At 73.6% G+C, this 14,431-nt stretch carries 16 protein-coding genes; 6 read left to right on the top strand and 10 right to left on the bottom strand.

The genetic code is table 11. The features are described from left to right. Positions 1-19 precede the first annotated feature (19 nt). The 7 genes from C569_RS0115710 to C569_RS0115680 all read right to left on the bottom strand — a co-directional run bounded on the left by C569_RS0115710 (position 20) and on the right by C569_RS0115680 (position 6,841). The gene (locus C569_RS0115710) at positions 20-1,003 is read right to left on the bottom strand and encodes an aldo/keto reductase (protein WP_018786725.1); all 984 of its coding nucleotides are present in this window, start codon (positions 1,001-1,003) and stop codon (positions 20-22) included. 109 nt (positions 1,004-1,112) lie between these two features. Next, positions 1,113-1,967: an aldo/keto reductase gene (locus C569_RS0115705; protein ID WP_018786724.1), complete on the bottom strand. Its 855-nt coding sequence runs from the start codon at positions 1,965-1,967 to the stop codon at positions 1,113-1,115. A 116-nt stretch (positions 1,968-2,083) separates the two neighbouring features. Continuing rightward, a complete protein-coding gene (locus C569_RS0115700; RefSeq protein ID WP_026268211.1) occupies positions 2,084-3,259 on the bottom strand; it encodes an endonuclease in 1,176 nt (391 codons plus the stop codon). A 40-nt stretch (positions 3,260-3,299) separates the two neighbouring features. Next, positions 3,300-3,497 (bottom strand): hypothetical protein, encoded by a 198-nt coding sequence (locus C569_RS32380; RefSeq protein WP_018786722.1) that lies wholly within the window; start codon positions 3,495-3,497, stop codon positions 3,300-3,302. Positions 3,498-3,550: 53 nt separating this feature from the next. Then, on the bottom strand, positions 3,551-4,306 hold the full coding sequence (locus C569_RS0115690; RefSeq protein WP_026268210.1) for an FkbM family methyltransferase: 756 nt from the start codon (positions 4,304-4,306) through the stop codon (positions 3,551-3,553). A gap of 13 nt (positions 4,307-4,319) precedes the next feature. After that, the gene (locus tag C569_RS0115685; RefSeq protein WP_036345970.1) at positions 4,320-6,023 is read right to left on the bottom strand and encodes a sulfatase; all 1,704 of its coding nucleotides are present in this window, start codon (positions 6,021-6,023) and stop codon (positions 4,320-4,322) included. Continuing rightward, positions 6,020-6,841: a CDP-alcohol phosphatidyltransferase family protein gene (locus C569_RS0115680; protein WP_018786719.1), complete on the bottom strand. Its 822-nt coding sequence runs from the start codon at positions 6,839-6,841 to the stop codon at positions 6,020-6,022. Before C569_RS0115680 ends, C569_RS0115685 begins: the two co-directional genes overlap by 4 nt. Positions 6,842-6,999: 158 nt before the next feature. Between C569_RS0115680 and C569_RS0115675 the strand changes: the two genes are divergently transcribed. Both C569_RS0115675 and C569_RS30370 read left to right on the top strand, forming a co-directional pair. After that, a complete protein-coding gene (locus tag C569_RS0115675) occupies positions 7,000-7,506 on the top strand; it encodes a helix-turn-helix transcriptional regulator (protein WP_196806737.1) in 507 nt (168 codons plus the stop codon). Positions 7,507-7,533: 27 nt separating this feature from the next. After that, a complete protein-coding gene (locus C569_RS30370; protein WP_018786717.1) occupies positions 7,534-8,994 on the top strand; it encodes a serine hydrolase in 1,461 nt (486 codons plus the stop codon). 21 nt (positions 8,995-9,015) lie between these two features. Here the strand turns inward: C569_RS30370 and C569_RS30365 are convergent, their stop codons facing one another. The 3 genes from C569_RS30365 to C569_RS0115650 form a co-directional block, all read right to left on the bottom strand. After that, a complete protein-coding gene (locus C569_RS30365; protein WP_018786716.1) occupies positions 9,016-9,312 on the bottom strand; it encodes a hypothetical protein in 297 nt (98 codons plus the stop codon). Between the two features lie 67 nt (positions 9,313-9,379). Next, the gene (locus C569_RS0115655) at positions 9,380-10,165 is read right to left on the bottom strand and encodes a hypothetical protein (RefSeq protein WP_018786715.1); all 786 of its coding nucleotides are present in this window, start codon (positions 10,163-10,165) and stop codon (positions 9,380-9,382) included. After that, positions 10,162-11,061, bottom strand: a complete 900-nt coding sequence (locus C569_RS0115650; RefSeq protein WP_018786714.1) for an ABC transporter ATP-binding protein — start codon at positions 11,059-11,061, stop codon at positions 10,162-10,164. The genes C569_RS0115655 and C569_RS0115650 overlap by 4 nt, the downstream gene beginning before the upstream one ends. A gap of 132 nt (positions 11,062-11,193) precedes the next feature. On the opposite strand from C569_RS0115650, the gene C569_RS0115645 reads away from it, so the two are divergent. The 4 genes from C569_RS0115645 to C569_RS34315 all read left to right on the top strand — a co-directional run bounded on the left by C569_RS0115645 (position 11,194) and on the right by C569_RS34315 (position 14,396). Next, positions 11,194-12,429 (top strand): sensor histidine kinase, encoded by a 1,236-nt coding sequence (locus C569_RS0115645; RefSeq protein ID WP_018786713.1) that lies wholly within the window; start codon positions 11,194-11,196, stop codon positions 12,427-12,429. Next, positions 12,426-13,097, top strand: a complete 672-nt coding sequence (locus C569_RS0115640; protein ID WP_018786712.1) for a response regulator transcription factor — start codon at positions 12,426-12,428, stop codon at positions 13,095-13,097. Before C569_RS0115645 ends, C569_RS0115640 begins: the two co-directional genes overlap by 4 nt. A 68-nt stretch (positions 13,098-13,165) precedes the next feature. Further along, positions 13,166-13,855, top strand: a complete 690-nt coding sequence (locus tag C569_RS34320; RefSeq protein ID WP_231394803.1) for an ATP-binding protein — start codon at positions 13,166-13,168, stop codon at positions 13,853-13,855. 10 nt (positions 13,856-13,865) lie between these two features. Further along, positions 13,866-14,396, top strand: coding sequence for a DUF234 domain-containing protein (locus C569_RS34315; RefSeq protein ID WP_231394802.1), 531 nt, complete (start codon positions 13,866-13,868; stop codon positions 14,394-14,396). Positions 14,397-14,431 lie beyond the last annotated feature (35 nt).

Raw genomic sequence — 14,431 nt, 5'->3', positions numbered from 1 at the left:
CCACCCGGCCCGGCACCGGTCAGCGTGCCGAGTCCAGCCGGGTCCGCTGCTCGGCGGTCAGCTCCAGGTCGACGGCGGCCAGGCTCTCCTCCAGTTGCGCCACCGAGGAGAAGCCGACGAGTGGGATGGACGGCTGCTCCCCGCCCATCAGCCAGGCCAGCACCACCTGGTTCACGGTGGCGCCGGTCTCGGCGGCCACCGCCCGCAACGCCGCCAGCCGGGCCGGAGTGGCGGGCAGCACGTACGCCTCGCCGAGCCGCTCCGGCCGGACGTACGCGCCCTTCAGCAGCGGCGAGTACGCGACCAGCGTGAGCTGCGGCTCCGTGCGCAGGTAGCTGAGCAGGTCGGGGCCGACCCAGCCGACGTCGCCGTCCGGGTCCAGCTCACTCGGCACGTCCAGGCGCCGGGGCAGGTAGCTGCGGTGGTACTGGAGCACCTCGTACCCGGGCAGGCCGGCCCCGGCAGCGAGCGCGCGGGCCCGCTCGACCCGCCAGGCGCGGTGGTTGCTGGCGCCCAGCAACCCGACCGTGCCCTCGGCGACCAGCTCGGCGAAGCCCTCCACGGTCTCCCGCATCGGGATCGTCCGGTCCTCGATGTGGGCGTAGAGCAGGTCGATCCGCTCGACCCCGAGGCGCTCCCGGCTGCGCTCGGCGGACTCGCGGATCACCTTCGCCGACAGCCCTTCCGGGTTGTCGACGTAGCTGGTGCCGGGCGCGAGCGGACGGGCACCGAGCTTCGTTGCGATGACCACCTCGCCGCCGATCCCGCGGCTGCGCCGCCAGCGGCCGAGCAGCTCCTCGCTCTCGCCACCCTGGCCCCCGTTGTGCCAGAAGGCATAGTTGTCCGAGGTGTCGATGAAGGTGCCGCCCGCCTCGACGTACCGGTCGAGGATGGCGAACGAGGTGGCCTCGTCGGTGGCGGTGCCGAACAGCATCGCGCCGAGGCTGAGCACGCTGACCTCGCGCCGGGTGGCCGGGTCCGTGCCGATGGTGCGGTATCGCATGTCTTCCTCCGTGTCGGGCTTTGCCGCTCACCCTGCCCCTTCGAGTGCGCGCGAAGTCAACAGAGAGCGGGGCCCCGGTCTCCCGGGGCCCCGCCGACGGATGAGGCGCTCAGCTCGGGATGTAGTCGAACTCGTCCGGGTGCGGGCCCGTCCGTCCGGCCTCACCCCGGTCCAGTGAGGTGAGCCGCTCCATCGTGGTGTCGTCGAGTGTGAAGTCGAAGATCGCGAAGTTCTCCTCGATCCGCTTCGGCGTGGTCGACTTCGGGAAGACGATGTCGCCGCGCTGCACGTGCCAGCGCAGCACCACCTGGGCCGGGGTCCGGCCGACCTGTTCGGCCACGTCGACGACGGTCGGATCGTCGAGCACCTTGCCCTGCGCGATCGGCGACCACGCCTCGGTGACGATGCCGTGCGCCTTGTCGTACGCCCGCACCTCCTCGTTGCCGAGGTAGGGGTGCGCCTCGATCTGGTTGACCGCCGGCACCACGTCCGCCTCGGCGGCCAGCCGCTCCAGGTGCGCGACCTGGAAGTTGGACACGCCGATCGACCGGACCGTGCCCGCGTCACGCAGCTCCTCCAGGATCTTCCAGGTGGAGACGAAGTCGCCGTCGTAGCGGGTGGGCAGCGGCCAGTGGATCAGGAACAGGTCGAGGTAGTCGAACTTCAGTTCCCGCAGCGACTGCTCGAACGCCTTGCGTGCGTCGTCCGGGCGGTGGAAACCGTTGTTCAGCTTGCTGGTGACGAAGACCTCGCCGCGGTCCAGCCCGGAGGCGCGCAGCGCCTGACCCACCTCGGCCTCGTTGCCGTACATCTGGGCGGTGTCGATGTGCCGGTAGCCGACCTCCAGCGCGGTGCCGACCGCCCGGGCGGTGTCCTTCGGCTCGATCTGGAAGACACCGAAGCCGAGCTGCGGGATGGTGTTGCCGTCGTTGAGTGCGATGTCCGGAATGCCGTTCTGGGCCATGAGAGCCTCATCTCCGATCGTGCGGTGCCGGGGGCGCGTCCGTGCCGACTGCCCCCGGCCCTACCAACCGGGTGTCTCTACCCGCTCGCCACGCTTCCTCACATCGGGGACGAGCGTCAACTCCAGATCGAGCGCGCCCACTCGGGGTGGTCGACGAACGGGTTCCGGTTGCCCTGCCAGCGCTCGTAGATGCGCTGGTTGCGGCGCTTCTCGAAGGCGTCCGGCGGGTCCTGGTCGTTCCAGGCCAGCAGCTTCGACAGCCGCCCGAGCCGGGGCGCGGAGCCGTTGGAGACCGAGTCGTTCAGTTCCAGGTCCGGCCAGCCGTCGCCGCCCTCGTACCGGATCGCCATGTAGAAAATCATGCGGGCCACGTCGCCCTTCACCGCGTCGCGCGGCTCGAACGAGTCGGCGTCGGTGTAGCAGCCGGGTGCCTCGGCCACCGCGCCGCCGCCCGCGTCGAAGTCCTTGTTGCCGCGCGACGAGTTGACCGACACGTCCTCCGGCCGCAGGTGGTGCACGTCGGTGCCGGGGCCGGTGGCGGTGCCGAAGTCGCCGTGCGACTTGGCCCAGACGTGCTCGCGGTTCCAGTCGTTCACGCCGCCACCGTTGCTGGTCTTGCTCTGCGAGCGTCCGCTGTAGAGCAGGATCACGTTGGCCGGGTTGGCCGGATCCTGGTCGGTGTCCTTGAGCGCGTCCCACACCTGGTCGTAGCTGAGTTTCGTCTGCACCTTGATGATGCCGTGCAGCGCGGTGCGCAGCGCCGGCCCGGTCCGGCCGGCAGCGGCCGCGTAGTACGCGTCCGGCACGGCGGTGCCGGACGGGCTCGGGGTCGGCGTGGGGCTCGGCGTGGCGCCGCCGCCGAGGCTCATCGCGGTGGGGTTCTTCAGCCCGCCGTGGCTGAAGTACGCGGTGAGCGTGCCGGTCGCGGTGACCTGCCGCCCGCGCAGCGACGGGTTGGTGAGCAGCCCGAAGGTGCTCCGCCAGGCGGCCGTCACCTGCACGTACAGCATCCGGGCGGTGCCGGTCTCGCCGGCCTGGTCGGCGATGGCGATCGCGGTGTCGGCGGTGAAGCCGGAGGTGAGCACCGTGGTGGTGGCGGTGGGCTGGCCGATGACGTAGCCGGTGACGGTGGCCGTCCGGCCGTCCTGGGCGGCGAGCGCCTGCGCCACGGTCAGTGTGGTCGCGGCCGACGCGGCGCCGGTCACGCCGAGCGGGATCCCGACCGCGACGGCGAGCGCGACCGCCGCGATCAACCGCCCGGGTCGCGAGCGGGTGACGTGCTTCATATTCATGATCAGCGATGCTAGCCGGAATTCGGTGAACTGCGGGAGGTCACCGGGCCAACTTTTCGTCCCGGCCGGCTCCGAACCGCACCGGCCACGGCCGGGCCGCCGGGGCGAGGAGTGCCGGCCCGCCCTGTTCGTCGGGCGCGCCGGCGACCGCGCCTCCGGCCAGGAGCAGACCGAACAGGAACTCCGGGTCGCGCGCGGGGCGGACCCGGGCCGGGGCGAAACCGTGCTGCCGGCACACGGTCAGCAGATGCTCGTGCCGGCCGGGTGCGGTGACCGGCGGCGCGGCGTCGCTCAGGAGGCTGCCAGCCGGGCGTAGACGTCGCCGGAACGACCGGCCGGGCGGTACGTCTCCAGCAGGCGCACCAGCTCGGCCGCGTCCAGCCACCTGTCACTCGCGAACCGCATGGTCTCCACCGGCGAGTAGTTGTAGCGGTAGCCGCCCGCCGTCGCGCCGAGCCGTTCGACCAGGTCCAGTGCGGCCAGCGCGGCGTCGTGCGCGGGCGGCAGGTACTCGAAGGACAGCCCGCGCACCGGACGGCTGAGCCCGGCCAGCACGTCGACCTCGAAGCCCTCGACGTCGACCTTGCAGAACGCCGGTACGCCGTGCCGCGCGATCAGGTCGTCCAGCGTCACCACCGGCACCTCGACCGACCGGTCCCACCGGACGCCCGCGAAGCTCGGATCGGCGGTGACCGACTCGATCCACGAGGACGACATGGTGGAGACCGTCGGCGTCGCGCTCGACAGTTCCAGCCGGGCGCTCCCGGACCGCGCCCCGACGGCAGTCGGCTCGATCATCACGTCGGCGTCCCGCCCGAAGCCCAGGCGCAGCACCCGCAGGCAGTCCGGCTGCGGCTCCACCGCTACCACGCGCGCGCCCAGCCGCCGCCAGGTACGCACCCGGCCGCCGACGTGGGCGCCGATGTCGAAGCCGAGGTCGCCGGGGGAGAGGAACTGCCCGTAGAGCTGCCGGGCACGCCGATGCTTGGCCGGCTGACCGTGGTAGACGGCCAGGGAACGGGTGATCCCCCAGGCCCGAGCGAGCATCGTCACGACATCCCTAACTGTGAGTGGTGGACTTCGGCCCGAACGCGTTCAGGAACCGGTCGCGGAACGACTCCATCGGCCAGACCGGGGCCTGCGGGTCGGGGTTGAGGCCGTCCTGCCAGCCCCATCCGGCGATGCGGTCGAGCACCGCCGGGTCCTTCGCGACGACGGTGATCGGCACGTCCCTGCCGGCGCCCTCACCGGTGATCGCGCGGGCCGGCTGGTGGTCGCCGAGGAAGACGAGCACCAGGTTCTCGTCGCCGTACCGCTGCACGTAGGAGATGAGCGTGCGCAGCGAGTAGACGACCGCCCGCCGGTACGCCTCCCGGGTGCCCTCCGCCGCGCGGTCGGCGCGCGCCGTCCCCTGGTACACCGAGCCGTCACCGATGTCGTCCCAGTCGACCAGCGGTGGTACCGGCGTCCACGGCAGGTGGCTGGACAGCAGCGGGATCTCGGCCATCACCGGGGCGTGACCGGGTCCGCGTTCGAGACGCTGGAACGCCGACAGCGTGTACTGGTCCGGCGGGGAGGAGAAGCTGAACAGCGGTCCCCGGTAGCCGAGTTCCTTCGCGCCGTACACCTGGTCGGGGGAGAAGAAGTCGGCCTCCGGCCACGCCCGGGTGAGCGCCGGCATGACCAGCGAGGTTCGCCACCCGGCCCGCTTGAACGCGCCGTTGAGGGTCAGGCGGTCGCTGCGCACCAGGTTGGTGTAGCGCAACTGGTTGTCCGCCCATACGCCGCTCATCAGCGTGGCGTGCGCGAGCCAGCTTCCGCCGCCGGTGGTGGACGAGGTGAGGAACGCGCTGCGGCTGCCGTAGCCGGCCGCCCGCAACTGCCGGGTCCCCTCGTCCAGGACCGCGTCCACCTCCGGCGCGAGGTCCGGATCCTCCAGCGCGACCCGTCCGTAGCTCTCCACGAACGTGAACAGCACGTCCTTGCCGCGCAGCGCGGTCAGCAACTCCTCGCCCGGCGCGTTCTGGAACGGGTCGCCGGCGAGCTGCGTGTTCAGGGTCTCCTGGTCGTTGAGGCCGGCCCGTACCTGCCGGGCCCGGTCGTAGAGACCGGTCGCCACCGTGCCGGCGGCGACCGGAACGCCCGGCACGATCTGCGCGCCGAGCACGGCGCAGACCACCCAGACGGCCGCGAACGCGGTGGTCGCGCGCGCGGTCACCACCCGGCGGGCGACCACGACCCGGGTCAGCCGCCGCACCGACAGCGTCACCAGCAGCGGTACGGCGAGAGCGGCGACCACCGCCAGCGCCACCGCGCCCACCTCGGCGGCGCGACCGTACGACTCGGACAGGAACTCCGCGCCCGAGCCGAGGAACGTCCAGTCGGCGATCAGGTCGAAGGGACGGTCCAGGACCAGCGAGAACCCCAGGTCGGCGACCTTGAGGACGAGGACCAGACCGAGCAGCGCGCCGAGGGTCGTGGCCACCACGTGGCGCGGACGTGCCGGCAGGACCAGCAGCAGGGCGACGGCGATCAGCCCTTCCACCGGGATGCGCAGGAACGCGCGGGGGGTGAACTCGTTGACGTCGCTCGGCGCGACCAGTGCCACCAGCACGAGCGCGGCGGCCAGCACGGTGAGCGTCCCGGCGAGCACCCGCCGGAACCGCCGTCCGCCGGCCGCCACGATGTCGTCGGTCGTCGTGCCGTTGTTCGTGGTGCCGTGCGGGATGTCGTCGCCGTCCGCTCGGCGGGGCAGGTCGGTCACCGGCGCCGCCCGCCGGCCTCGGCGGGCTGGCGCGTGATCCGCACGCCCGGCGTCCACTCGGACCGGTGGAGTGCCGGTGCCGGGGAGACCGGCGCGGCCGGGAGCGCCACCGGGCGCGGAGCCGGCCGGGCGCGGTGCCGCCACAGCCAGCCGACGTCACGGCCGAACGACTCGACCAGCAGCGCGAGCGCGCCGAGGAGCACCGCGACGGCCGGCAGGCGGGGCAGGACACCCGCCGCCACCACCGCCAGCGCGATGCCCTGCGTGGCGGCCACCACCTTGCGCCAGTAGCGCGGTGGCAGCGAGCCGCGCATCCACGGCAGCACCCAGCCGGCGGCGACGAAGACGTACCGCATCGCGCCGATCACCAGCACCCACGCGCCCACCTGGTCGGCGACGTACCCGCAGAGGACCAGGACGAGGAAGGAGTCGACCTCCATGTCGAACCGGGCGCCCAGCGCGCTCGCCGTGCCGGTACGCCGGGCCACCTGCCCGTCGACCCAGTCGAGGGAGAGTGCCACGGCACTCAGCACGACCAGCACCGGCACCACGGTCGGCTCGCGGAACGAGTCGACCGTCAACGCGAACACCCCACCGGTCAGCGTCGCCCGGGTGAGCGTCACCCAGTCGGCCGGCCCGAGCCGGTCCGCGCCCGAGCGGCACAGCCCGTAGCGGAGTGCCGCGACCGTCACCACCCCGAAGAGCAGACCGGCAAGCCAGCCGTACGCGCTCAGCCCGACCGTGCCGGCCAGGCCCGCCAGTACGCCGACCTGGAGAATCGCCCCCGCGAATGGATCAGTTCGAAGTGCGGACACCATGCCTCCGAGGTAGACGTCACGAACCACACCTGTGTACGGAGAACATGCCCGAACGGTTCGTTCTGATGCCGGAAACGCGCCAGCAGAAGTCACGGAATCGGCAGCTCCGCGCGTTTGTCCGTTTGTACGTAAGTACGCACTTGCGTACTCTGGCTGTCGTGGCAAGCGTGGAGGAACGGCTGGCGGCCCTGGAGGCGCAGGTGGCAGGGCTCGTCGGCGAGCGGGTCGGGGCCCGCCCGGAGACCGGGGTCACACCGGAGGACGTCTTCTGGGCGCTCGACGGCCTGAAGCAGCGCATCCCCGCCGACGGCACCGGCGCGTTGCTCTACACCGGGACCGTCCACACCGGGGACCGGCACTACGACTGGCAGTACGGCGCCACAGTCGACGACCTGCTCGACGACGACTGGTCGGCACTGGCCGGCACGCTCTCGGCGCTGGCGCATCCGGTACGGCTACGGCTGCTGCGGGAGATCCTCGGCGGGCGGCACGGCACCGCCGACCTGGCCGGCCTCGACGGGATCGGCACCACCGGCCAGCTCCACCACCACCTGCGGCAGCTCGCCGCCGCCGGCTGGCTGCGCAGCGGCGCCCGCGGGCACTACGACATACCGCCCGAGCGGGTGGTGCCGCTGCTGGCCATCCTCACCGCCGCCCGCCGCTGACCCGGCCGTCCACCCGAAAGGCAGATCATGCGTACCCCGATCGTTCTCGCCGCCGCCGGACTCGTCGCGGCGGCCGCGGCGACGGTCCTGATGCCCGTGGCCCCGCATCTCGGCCCGGAGCGGACCGGCGACCCGGACCTGGCCGCGACCGTCCGCGCCGCGGTCGGCGACACCGAGGGCCTGCGCGGGCTCGCGGTGGCGGTGATCGAGGGCGACCGGGTCCGCGTCGCGGGCCTCGGCGATCGGGCTCCGGGCGGGCCGGCCGTCGAACCGGGCACGCCGTTCGAGATCGGCTCGATCGCCAAGCCGCTCACCGGCATGCTTCTCGCCCGGCAGGCGGCGTCCGGCGCGGTCGGTCCCGACGACCGGCTGGCCGCCGTCCTGCCCGGGGTGACCGGTCCGGCCGGCGAGGTCACACTCGCCGAGCTGGCCAGTCACCGGTCCGGGCTGCCCCGGCTGGCACTCGACTCACCGGGCGCGATGATCAGCACGTGGTGGGCGGCGGTCACCGCCGGGAACGCGTACGCCGGCTACGACGTGGAGCGGATCGTTGCCGCCGCCGGGAGCGCCGACCCCGACGACCGGGGCACCGTGTCCTACTCGAACTTCGGCGCCGCCCTGCTCGGCCGGGCGCTGGCGGCCCGGGCCGGTGCCGACTATCCGGAACTGCTCCGGCGGGACGTGCTGGATCCCCTCGGCATGGCCGGCACCCAGGTCGCCACCGACGCCGGGGACCTCCCGCCCGGGCGTGCCGAGGGCTCCACCGACGCCGGCCGGGGCGCCGATCCCTGGCTGGGCGCGGGATACGCCCCGGCCGGCGTCGGCGTGTGGTCCACGGCCGAAGACCTGGCCCGGCTCACCGCCGCGATGCTCGCCGGCACCGCCCCCGGCGCCGACGCCGCCACGCCCCGCTTCGACGCCGGGGACGACCGCCGGATCGGGTACGGCTGGTTCACCAGCCGACACGGCGACCGGGAGATCGTCTGGCACAACGGGGGCACCGGCGGCTTCCGGGCGTACCTCGGCTTCGACCGGGCCGCCGACCGGGGCGTGGTGGTGCTCGGCAACACCACACGCGACGTCGATCCGATCGGCCTGCGGCTGCTCGACGTCCGCAGTGACGCGGCGGACGAGTCGACCGGCCTGGACGGATGGATCGGCGCGGCGCTCGCGCTGGCGTTCACGTTCCTCGGCGGGCTGTCCCTGTGGAGCACCGCGCGGCGCGGAACGGACCGGGTGACACTGCTGTCCGACGCGACCTGGGCGGTGGTCTTCCTCGGCCTCGCCCACCGGCTCGGCGACTGGTCGGTGGTGCCGGGCTGGCTCTGGCCGCTCGGCGCCGCGCTCGCCGGGGCCGCAGTGGTGCCCGCCGTGCGGCGGTGGCGCGGGTTGCCGCTCGTCGCCGGGGCACCGCCGTGGCGGCGCTGGACCGGCGCGGCGCTGTCCGCCGTCTTCGCCGCGCTGGCCGTGGTGGTGATCGTCGCCTGAGCCCGTAGGCGGGGGCGGCGGTCACCCCGGCGGCGGGCCGCCGGCCAGCCGCCAGTACTGCCGTTTGCCCTCGTCGCGGACCACGACGCCGAGCCGGGCCAGCTCCCCGTGCAGCTCCCGGGTCTCGGCGTCGTGACCGCCGTCGAGCGCCCGCTGCCGGGCACGCAGCAGGGCGTCCGCGCCGGGTGGGAGGCCGGGCAGCCCTTCCACCCAGCGCCGGTACGCCTCCCGGTGCGGGTCCTGCCCGGTCCACGGCCAGCCCTGCCGGGTGAACGCCGCGCGGCCAGCCCCGCCCCGAACAGCGGGAAGCCCGCCCACATCAGCACCAGCTCGCCGCGTCCGCCGTCGACCACGACGTCCTCGCCGGTCTGCCAGGCGGCCACGGTCAGGACACCTCCCGGCGCATCGTGCGGACCAGGCCGGCGGCGAGCGGCACGAGCATCCAGACGGCGAGTGACACGGCCAGCCGGCCCCACTGCCCGCCGGTCACCTCCGCGCCCAGCAGCGGCTCCATGGTGAGCGAGGTGTCCAGCCAGCGGGCCGGCTCACGCAGCGCGGAGATCATCGCGGACAGCAGGCTCCACACGGTGGGCAGCAGCAGGTAGGCGACGATCGCCAGCGGCGTGTTCAGCAACAGCAGACCGAATCCGGCGCCCATCAGCACGTTCGCCACCTGGAACACGGCCGCGTGCGGCAGCAGTTGCCAGTCGAACGTCCAGGTGCCGGCCCCGCCGGTGGCGGCGGCGGCGAGCGTGCCCGCGGCGGCGACCGCCAGGCTGACCACCACCGAGGCGAGCGCGGCGAGCACCACCGCGGCGAGTTTGGCGACGATCACCCGCTCCCGGCGGGGCACCAGCGCGAACGTGGTGAGCGCGCTGCGCTGCGACCACTCGCCGGTGATGGAGAGGATGCCGAGCACCGGCAGCAGCAGCCCGACCGGCAGCAGCGACGGCGTGAAGAAGGCGGTGAACGTCTGCGCCGGCGCGTCGACGACGAACAGCTGAACCACCACGATCCCGGCCGCGATCAGGCCGATCGTGATCAGCAACCAGCGTCCGGCCCGGGTGTCGGCGAGCTTGCGCAGCTCCACGGCGGTCAGCCGGGCCAGCGAAGGGCCGGCGGCGGCCGGCTCGTGCCGCGGCGGGGCGGTCGGAACGGCAGTGGTGGTCATCGGACGGCCTCCTTTGTCGACGCACCGGCGGTGAGGGTGAGGAAGAGTTGTTCCAGGCCGCCGCTGCCGGCCGGCCGCAGCTCGGTGAGGACCAGTCCGGCGTCCGCCGCGGCCTGACCGACCTCGCCCGGCTCGGCCCGGACGACGAAGCCGCCGTCGGTGCCGGCGGTGGCCGGAAGCGCGGCCCGGTCCAGCGTCAGGCGCAGGGCGTGCGCGTCGCGGGCGCGCACGAGCGTGCCGGCACCGGCGAGCAGCTCGTCCTTGCCGCCCTGGGCGACCACCCGGCCGCCGCCGATCACCACCAGCCGGTCGGCCACCGCCTCCACCTCGCGCAGCAGGTGCGAGGAGAGCAGCACCGTGCCGCCCCGGTCGGCGAACTCGCGCAGCAGGCCGCGCATCCAGAAGATCCCCTCCGGGTCGAGGCCGTTGGCCGGCTCGTCGAGGATCAGCACCCGGGGGTCGCCCAGCAGCGCCAGCGCCAGGCCGAGCCGCTGCCGCATGCCCAGGGAGTACGCCCCGACGCGGCGCCGGGCGGCGGTGTCGTTCAGCCCGACCTGGTCGAGTACCGCCGCCACCCGCTCCCGGCCGACGCCCATGGTGCGGGCGGCGAGCGTGAGCGTCTCCCGCCCGGTCCGCCCGGCGTGCTGCGCCGAGGCGTCGAGCAGCACGCCGATCTCCCGCCCCGGGTTGGGCAGGTGCCGGTAGGGGCGGCCGCCGACTGTGGCGCCGCCCGAGGTGGGCGGCGTCATCCCGCAGATCATCCGCATCGTGGTGGACTTCCCGGCGCCGTTCGGCCCGAGGAAACCGGTCACCGAACCCGGTTCGCACCGGAACGTGACGTCCTCGACGGCGGTGTGCGGGCCGTACCGCTTGGTGAGCTGGTCGACTTCGATCATGCCGTCGAGCCTGCCGGGGCCATCCGGTCACCCGCTGCGGCCGGCGGTCGGCGCCGCCGTCGACCTCGGTTCACCGCAGGCGTCGACTTTGGTAGCTGGTAGCCGGTCCGGACGGCTTCCTAGCATGGACGGGTGACCAGCGCCGCCGTACCCGATCATCCCTGGCTCCTGCCGGGATCCCTGGTGCCCGCCCGGGCCGCCCGGCGGACGCCCCGGGACTGGTTTGTCGACGGCCTGCTGTTCGTGGCCTCGCTGCTCTGGGTGCTGATCGCGCACGCCGACGTCACCAGTGCCTCCCCGGAGTTCGTACTCAACGCCGGCCCGGCCTGGCTGGAGGAGGCCGACCTGCTCGTCGGCCTGCTCGTCAGCGGCGCGCTCTGGCTGCGCCGGCGCTGGCCGGTCGGGCTGGCGGTGGCCACCGCGCCGCTCATGTTCTTCTCGGTGACCGCCGGTGTCGCGTTGCTGATCATCATGTTCACCGTCCTGGTCCACCGGCCGCTGCCGGTGGGCCTGGCGCTGTTGGCCTGGCAACTGCTGAGCCTGCCGGTCTACCTCGCGATCCGGCCCGACCCGACGATGCCGGTCTGGGCCTCGGCCGTGTGGACCGCGCTGTTCATCTGTGTGGTGGTGGCGTGGGCGCTGTTCGTCCGGGCCCGCCGCCAGCTCGTGCTGTCCCTGCGCGACCGCGCCGAGCGGGCCGAGGCCGAGCAGCAGCTCCGGCTCGACCAGGCCCGGCAGCTCGAACGCGGCCGGATCGCCCGGGAGATGCACGACGTGCTCGCCCACCGGATCTCCCTGCTCAGCCTGCACGCGGGCGCGCTGGAGTTCCGCCCGGACGCGCCGCCGGAGGAGGTGGCGCGGGCAGCCGGGGTGATCCGGGCCAGCGCGCACGCCGCACTCCAGGACCTGCGCGAGGTGATCGGCGTGCTGCGGGCCGAGGTCGGCTCCGAGGCCACGCCGGAACGGCCGCAGCCGACGCTGGCCGACGTGCCGGCACTGGTCGCCGAGAGCCGCGACGCCGGGGTGCGGGTCGCCGTGGTCGACGAGGTGGCCGAGCCGGAGGCGGTACCGGCGGCGATCGGACGCAGCGCGTACCGCATCGTGCAGGAGGGGCTGACCAACGCCCGCAAGCACGCACCCGGCGCGGTGGTGACGGTCCGGCTCGCCGGCGGCCCGGGGGACGGGCTGGCGGTGGAGATCCACAACCCGTGGCCGGTCGGCTCGTCGCCCACCGCGATCCCGGGCGCCGGCACCGGGCTCGTCGGGATCGCGGAGCGCGTCACGCTCGCCGGTGGCCGCCTCGAACACGGGCGGGACGCCGACGGTGGGTTCCGGCTGACCGCCTGGCTGCCCTGGGCGGCCCGGTGAGCGCGCCGGTCCGGGTGCTCATCGTCGACGACGACCCGCTGGTCCGCGGCGCGTTGGCGATGATCCTCGGCGGCGTACCCGACCTGGCGGTGGTCGGCGAGGCCACCGACGGCGCCGAGGTGCCGGCAGCCGTCGCCGCGTACGCCCCGGACGTCGTGCTGATGGACATCCGCATGCCCCGGGTCGACGGGCTGGCCGCCACCGAGGCGCTGCGTGCCACAGCGGAACCGCCCGAGGTGCTGGTGCTCACCACCTTCGACGCCGACGAGCAGGTGCTGCGGGCGCTGCGCGCCGGGGCGAGCGGATTCCTGCTCAAGGACACCCCGCCGGCCGAGATCGTGGCCGCGGTACGCCGGGTCGCGGCGGGGGAGGCGACGCTGTCCCCGGCGGTGACCCGCAAGCTCATCGCGCACGTCACCGGCACCGCGCCCGTGCCCGGCCCGGATCCGAAGCGGGAGCGGGCGGTACGGCGGCTCGACGGCCTCTCCGAGCGGGAGCGGGAGGTCGCGGTGCTGCTCGGCCGTGGCCGGACCAACGCGGAGATCTCCGCCGAGTTGTTCATGAGCGTGGCCACGGTGAAGGCGTACGTGTCGCGGCTGCTGACGAAGCTGGAGCTGAACAACCGCGTGCAGGTGGCCCTGCTGGTCCAGGACGCCGGCCTGGTCTGACGCCATAAGCTCTCATTCGCGATACTCTCAGCCTGAGAGTATCCGAGTTGAGAGCATGAGGTGACCGTGTGGCCGGTTTCGTCGGCAGGACGCGGGAGCTGGCCCGGCTCGACGGCATGTTGGCGCGCGTCGAACGCGGCGGCCGGGCAGGACGGCCCGGACGGGCCCTGCTCATGCGAGGACGTCGCCGGGTGGGCAAGTCCCGCCTCGTGGAGGAGTTCGTCGATCGCGCGGGCGTACCCCACTTCTTCTTCACCGCCTCGGCGCAACCCACACCCGTCGCCGACCTGCGGCTCTTCGTTGCGGCGGCGGCCGGCTCGACACTTCCCGGAGCGGGTCTGTTCGCCGGGCAGGCACCGGCCACCTGGGACGCGGCGCTCACCCTCCTCGCCGCCGCGCTGCCCGCGGACCGGCCCAGCGTCGTCGTGCTCGACGAGATGCCCTACCTCATCGCCACCGATCCAGGTTTCGAGGGCACTCTCCAGAAGGTCTTCGACCGGGAGCTGTCCCGTCGGCCGGTCCTGCTGATCTGCGTCGGCTCGGACCTGGCGATGATGGAGGCGCTCAACGACTACGGCCGTCCGTTCCACCAACGCGCGACCGAGATGGTCGTGCCGCCCCTGAGCCCCGGCGACGTGGGCGAGATGCTCCAGCTGCCGCCGGCGGATGCCATCGATGCGCACCTCCTCCTCCATCGCGCGGGCCGCCGGCGGAATACCGCAGGCTTCGCTTCACCGCGCGCTCCGACTGCTGGCTGACAAACGGATCGTGGAGGCCACCCTCCCGCTGTCCACCCGTCCGTCGCGCGAGACCCGGTACGCGGTCGCCGATCCGTACCTCCGCTTCTGGCTCGCCTTCCTCGACCCCTACCTCGCCGAGATCGAGCGCGGCAGAGGGGATCTGACGCTCACCCGCATCCACTCGTTCTGGACGTCCTGGCGGGGACATGCGGTCGAGCCGGTGATCCGGGAGTCACTGCGCCGGCTGCCGCCGGGGCATCTGCCGTTCGAGACGTCGGTGGTGGGCGGGTACTGGACGCGTACGAACGACCCCGAGATCGACCTGGTCGGCGGCGACCGGAGCCCGGTGGCCAAGCGGATCACGTTCGTGGGCTCGGTCAAGTGGCTGGAGAACGGCGCGTTCGACGGTCACGACCTGGCCCGGCTGCTGCACCACCGCGCCCAGCTACCGGGCGCCGACGACCACACCCCGGTCGTCGCGGTGGTGCGCAGTGGCCGTGCGGTCGACGGTGTCACGGCGATCGGGCCGGCCGAACTGCTCGCCGCGTGGCGGGATTGAACTGCTGCCGTTTCCGGGCCGTACCAGTGGTCGAG

The sequence above is a fragment of the Micromonospora sp. CNB394 genome (assembly GCF_000374985.1).
In the GTDB taxonomy this organism is placed as follows: Bacteria; Actinomycetota; Actinomycetes; order Mycobacteriales; family Micromonosporaceae; genus Micromonospora; species Micromonospora marina.
Note: the sequence above shows the minus strand (reverse complement) of the source record. Positions and strands in the feature narration are given on the sequence as shown.

What these genes read in the sequence shown, in the direction of transcription:
- C569_RS0115710 (WP_018786725.1), bottom strand. Translation starts at nt 1,003, where the DNA reads ATGCGATACCGCACCATCGGCACGGACCCGGCCACCCGGCGCGAGGTC.
- C569_RS0115690 (WP_026268210.1), bottom strand. Translation starts at nt 4,306, where the DNA reads ATGCTCGCTCGGGCCTGGGGGATCACCCGTTCCCTGGCCGTCTACCAC.
- C569_RS0115650 (WP_018786714.1), bottom strand. Translation starts at nt 11,061, where the DNA reads ATGATCGAAGTCGACCAGCTCACCAAGCGGTACGGCCCGCACACCGCC.
- C569_RS0115680 (WP_018786719.1), bottom strand. Translation starts at nt 6,841, where the DNA reads ATGGTGTCCGCACTTCGAACTGATCCATTCGCGGGGGCGATTCTCCAG.
- C569_RS0115655 (WP_018786715.1), bottom strand. Translation starts at nt 10,165, where the DNA reads ATGACCACCACTGCCGTTCCGACCGCCCCGCCGCGGCACGAGCCGGCC.
- C569_RS0115705 (WP_018786724.1), bottom strand. Translation starts at nt 1,967, where the DNA reads ATGGCCCAGAACGGCATTCCGGACATCGCACTCAACGACGGCAACACC.
- C569_RS30370 (WP_018786717.1), top strand. Translation starts at nt 7,534, where the DNA reads ATGCGTACCCCGATCGTTCTCGCCGCCGCCGGACTCGTCGCGGCGGCC.
- C569_RS0115700 (WP_026268211.1), bottom strand. Translation starts at nt 3,259, where the DNA reads ATGAATATGAAGCACGTCACCCGCTCGCGACCCGGGCGGTTGATCGCG.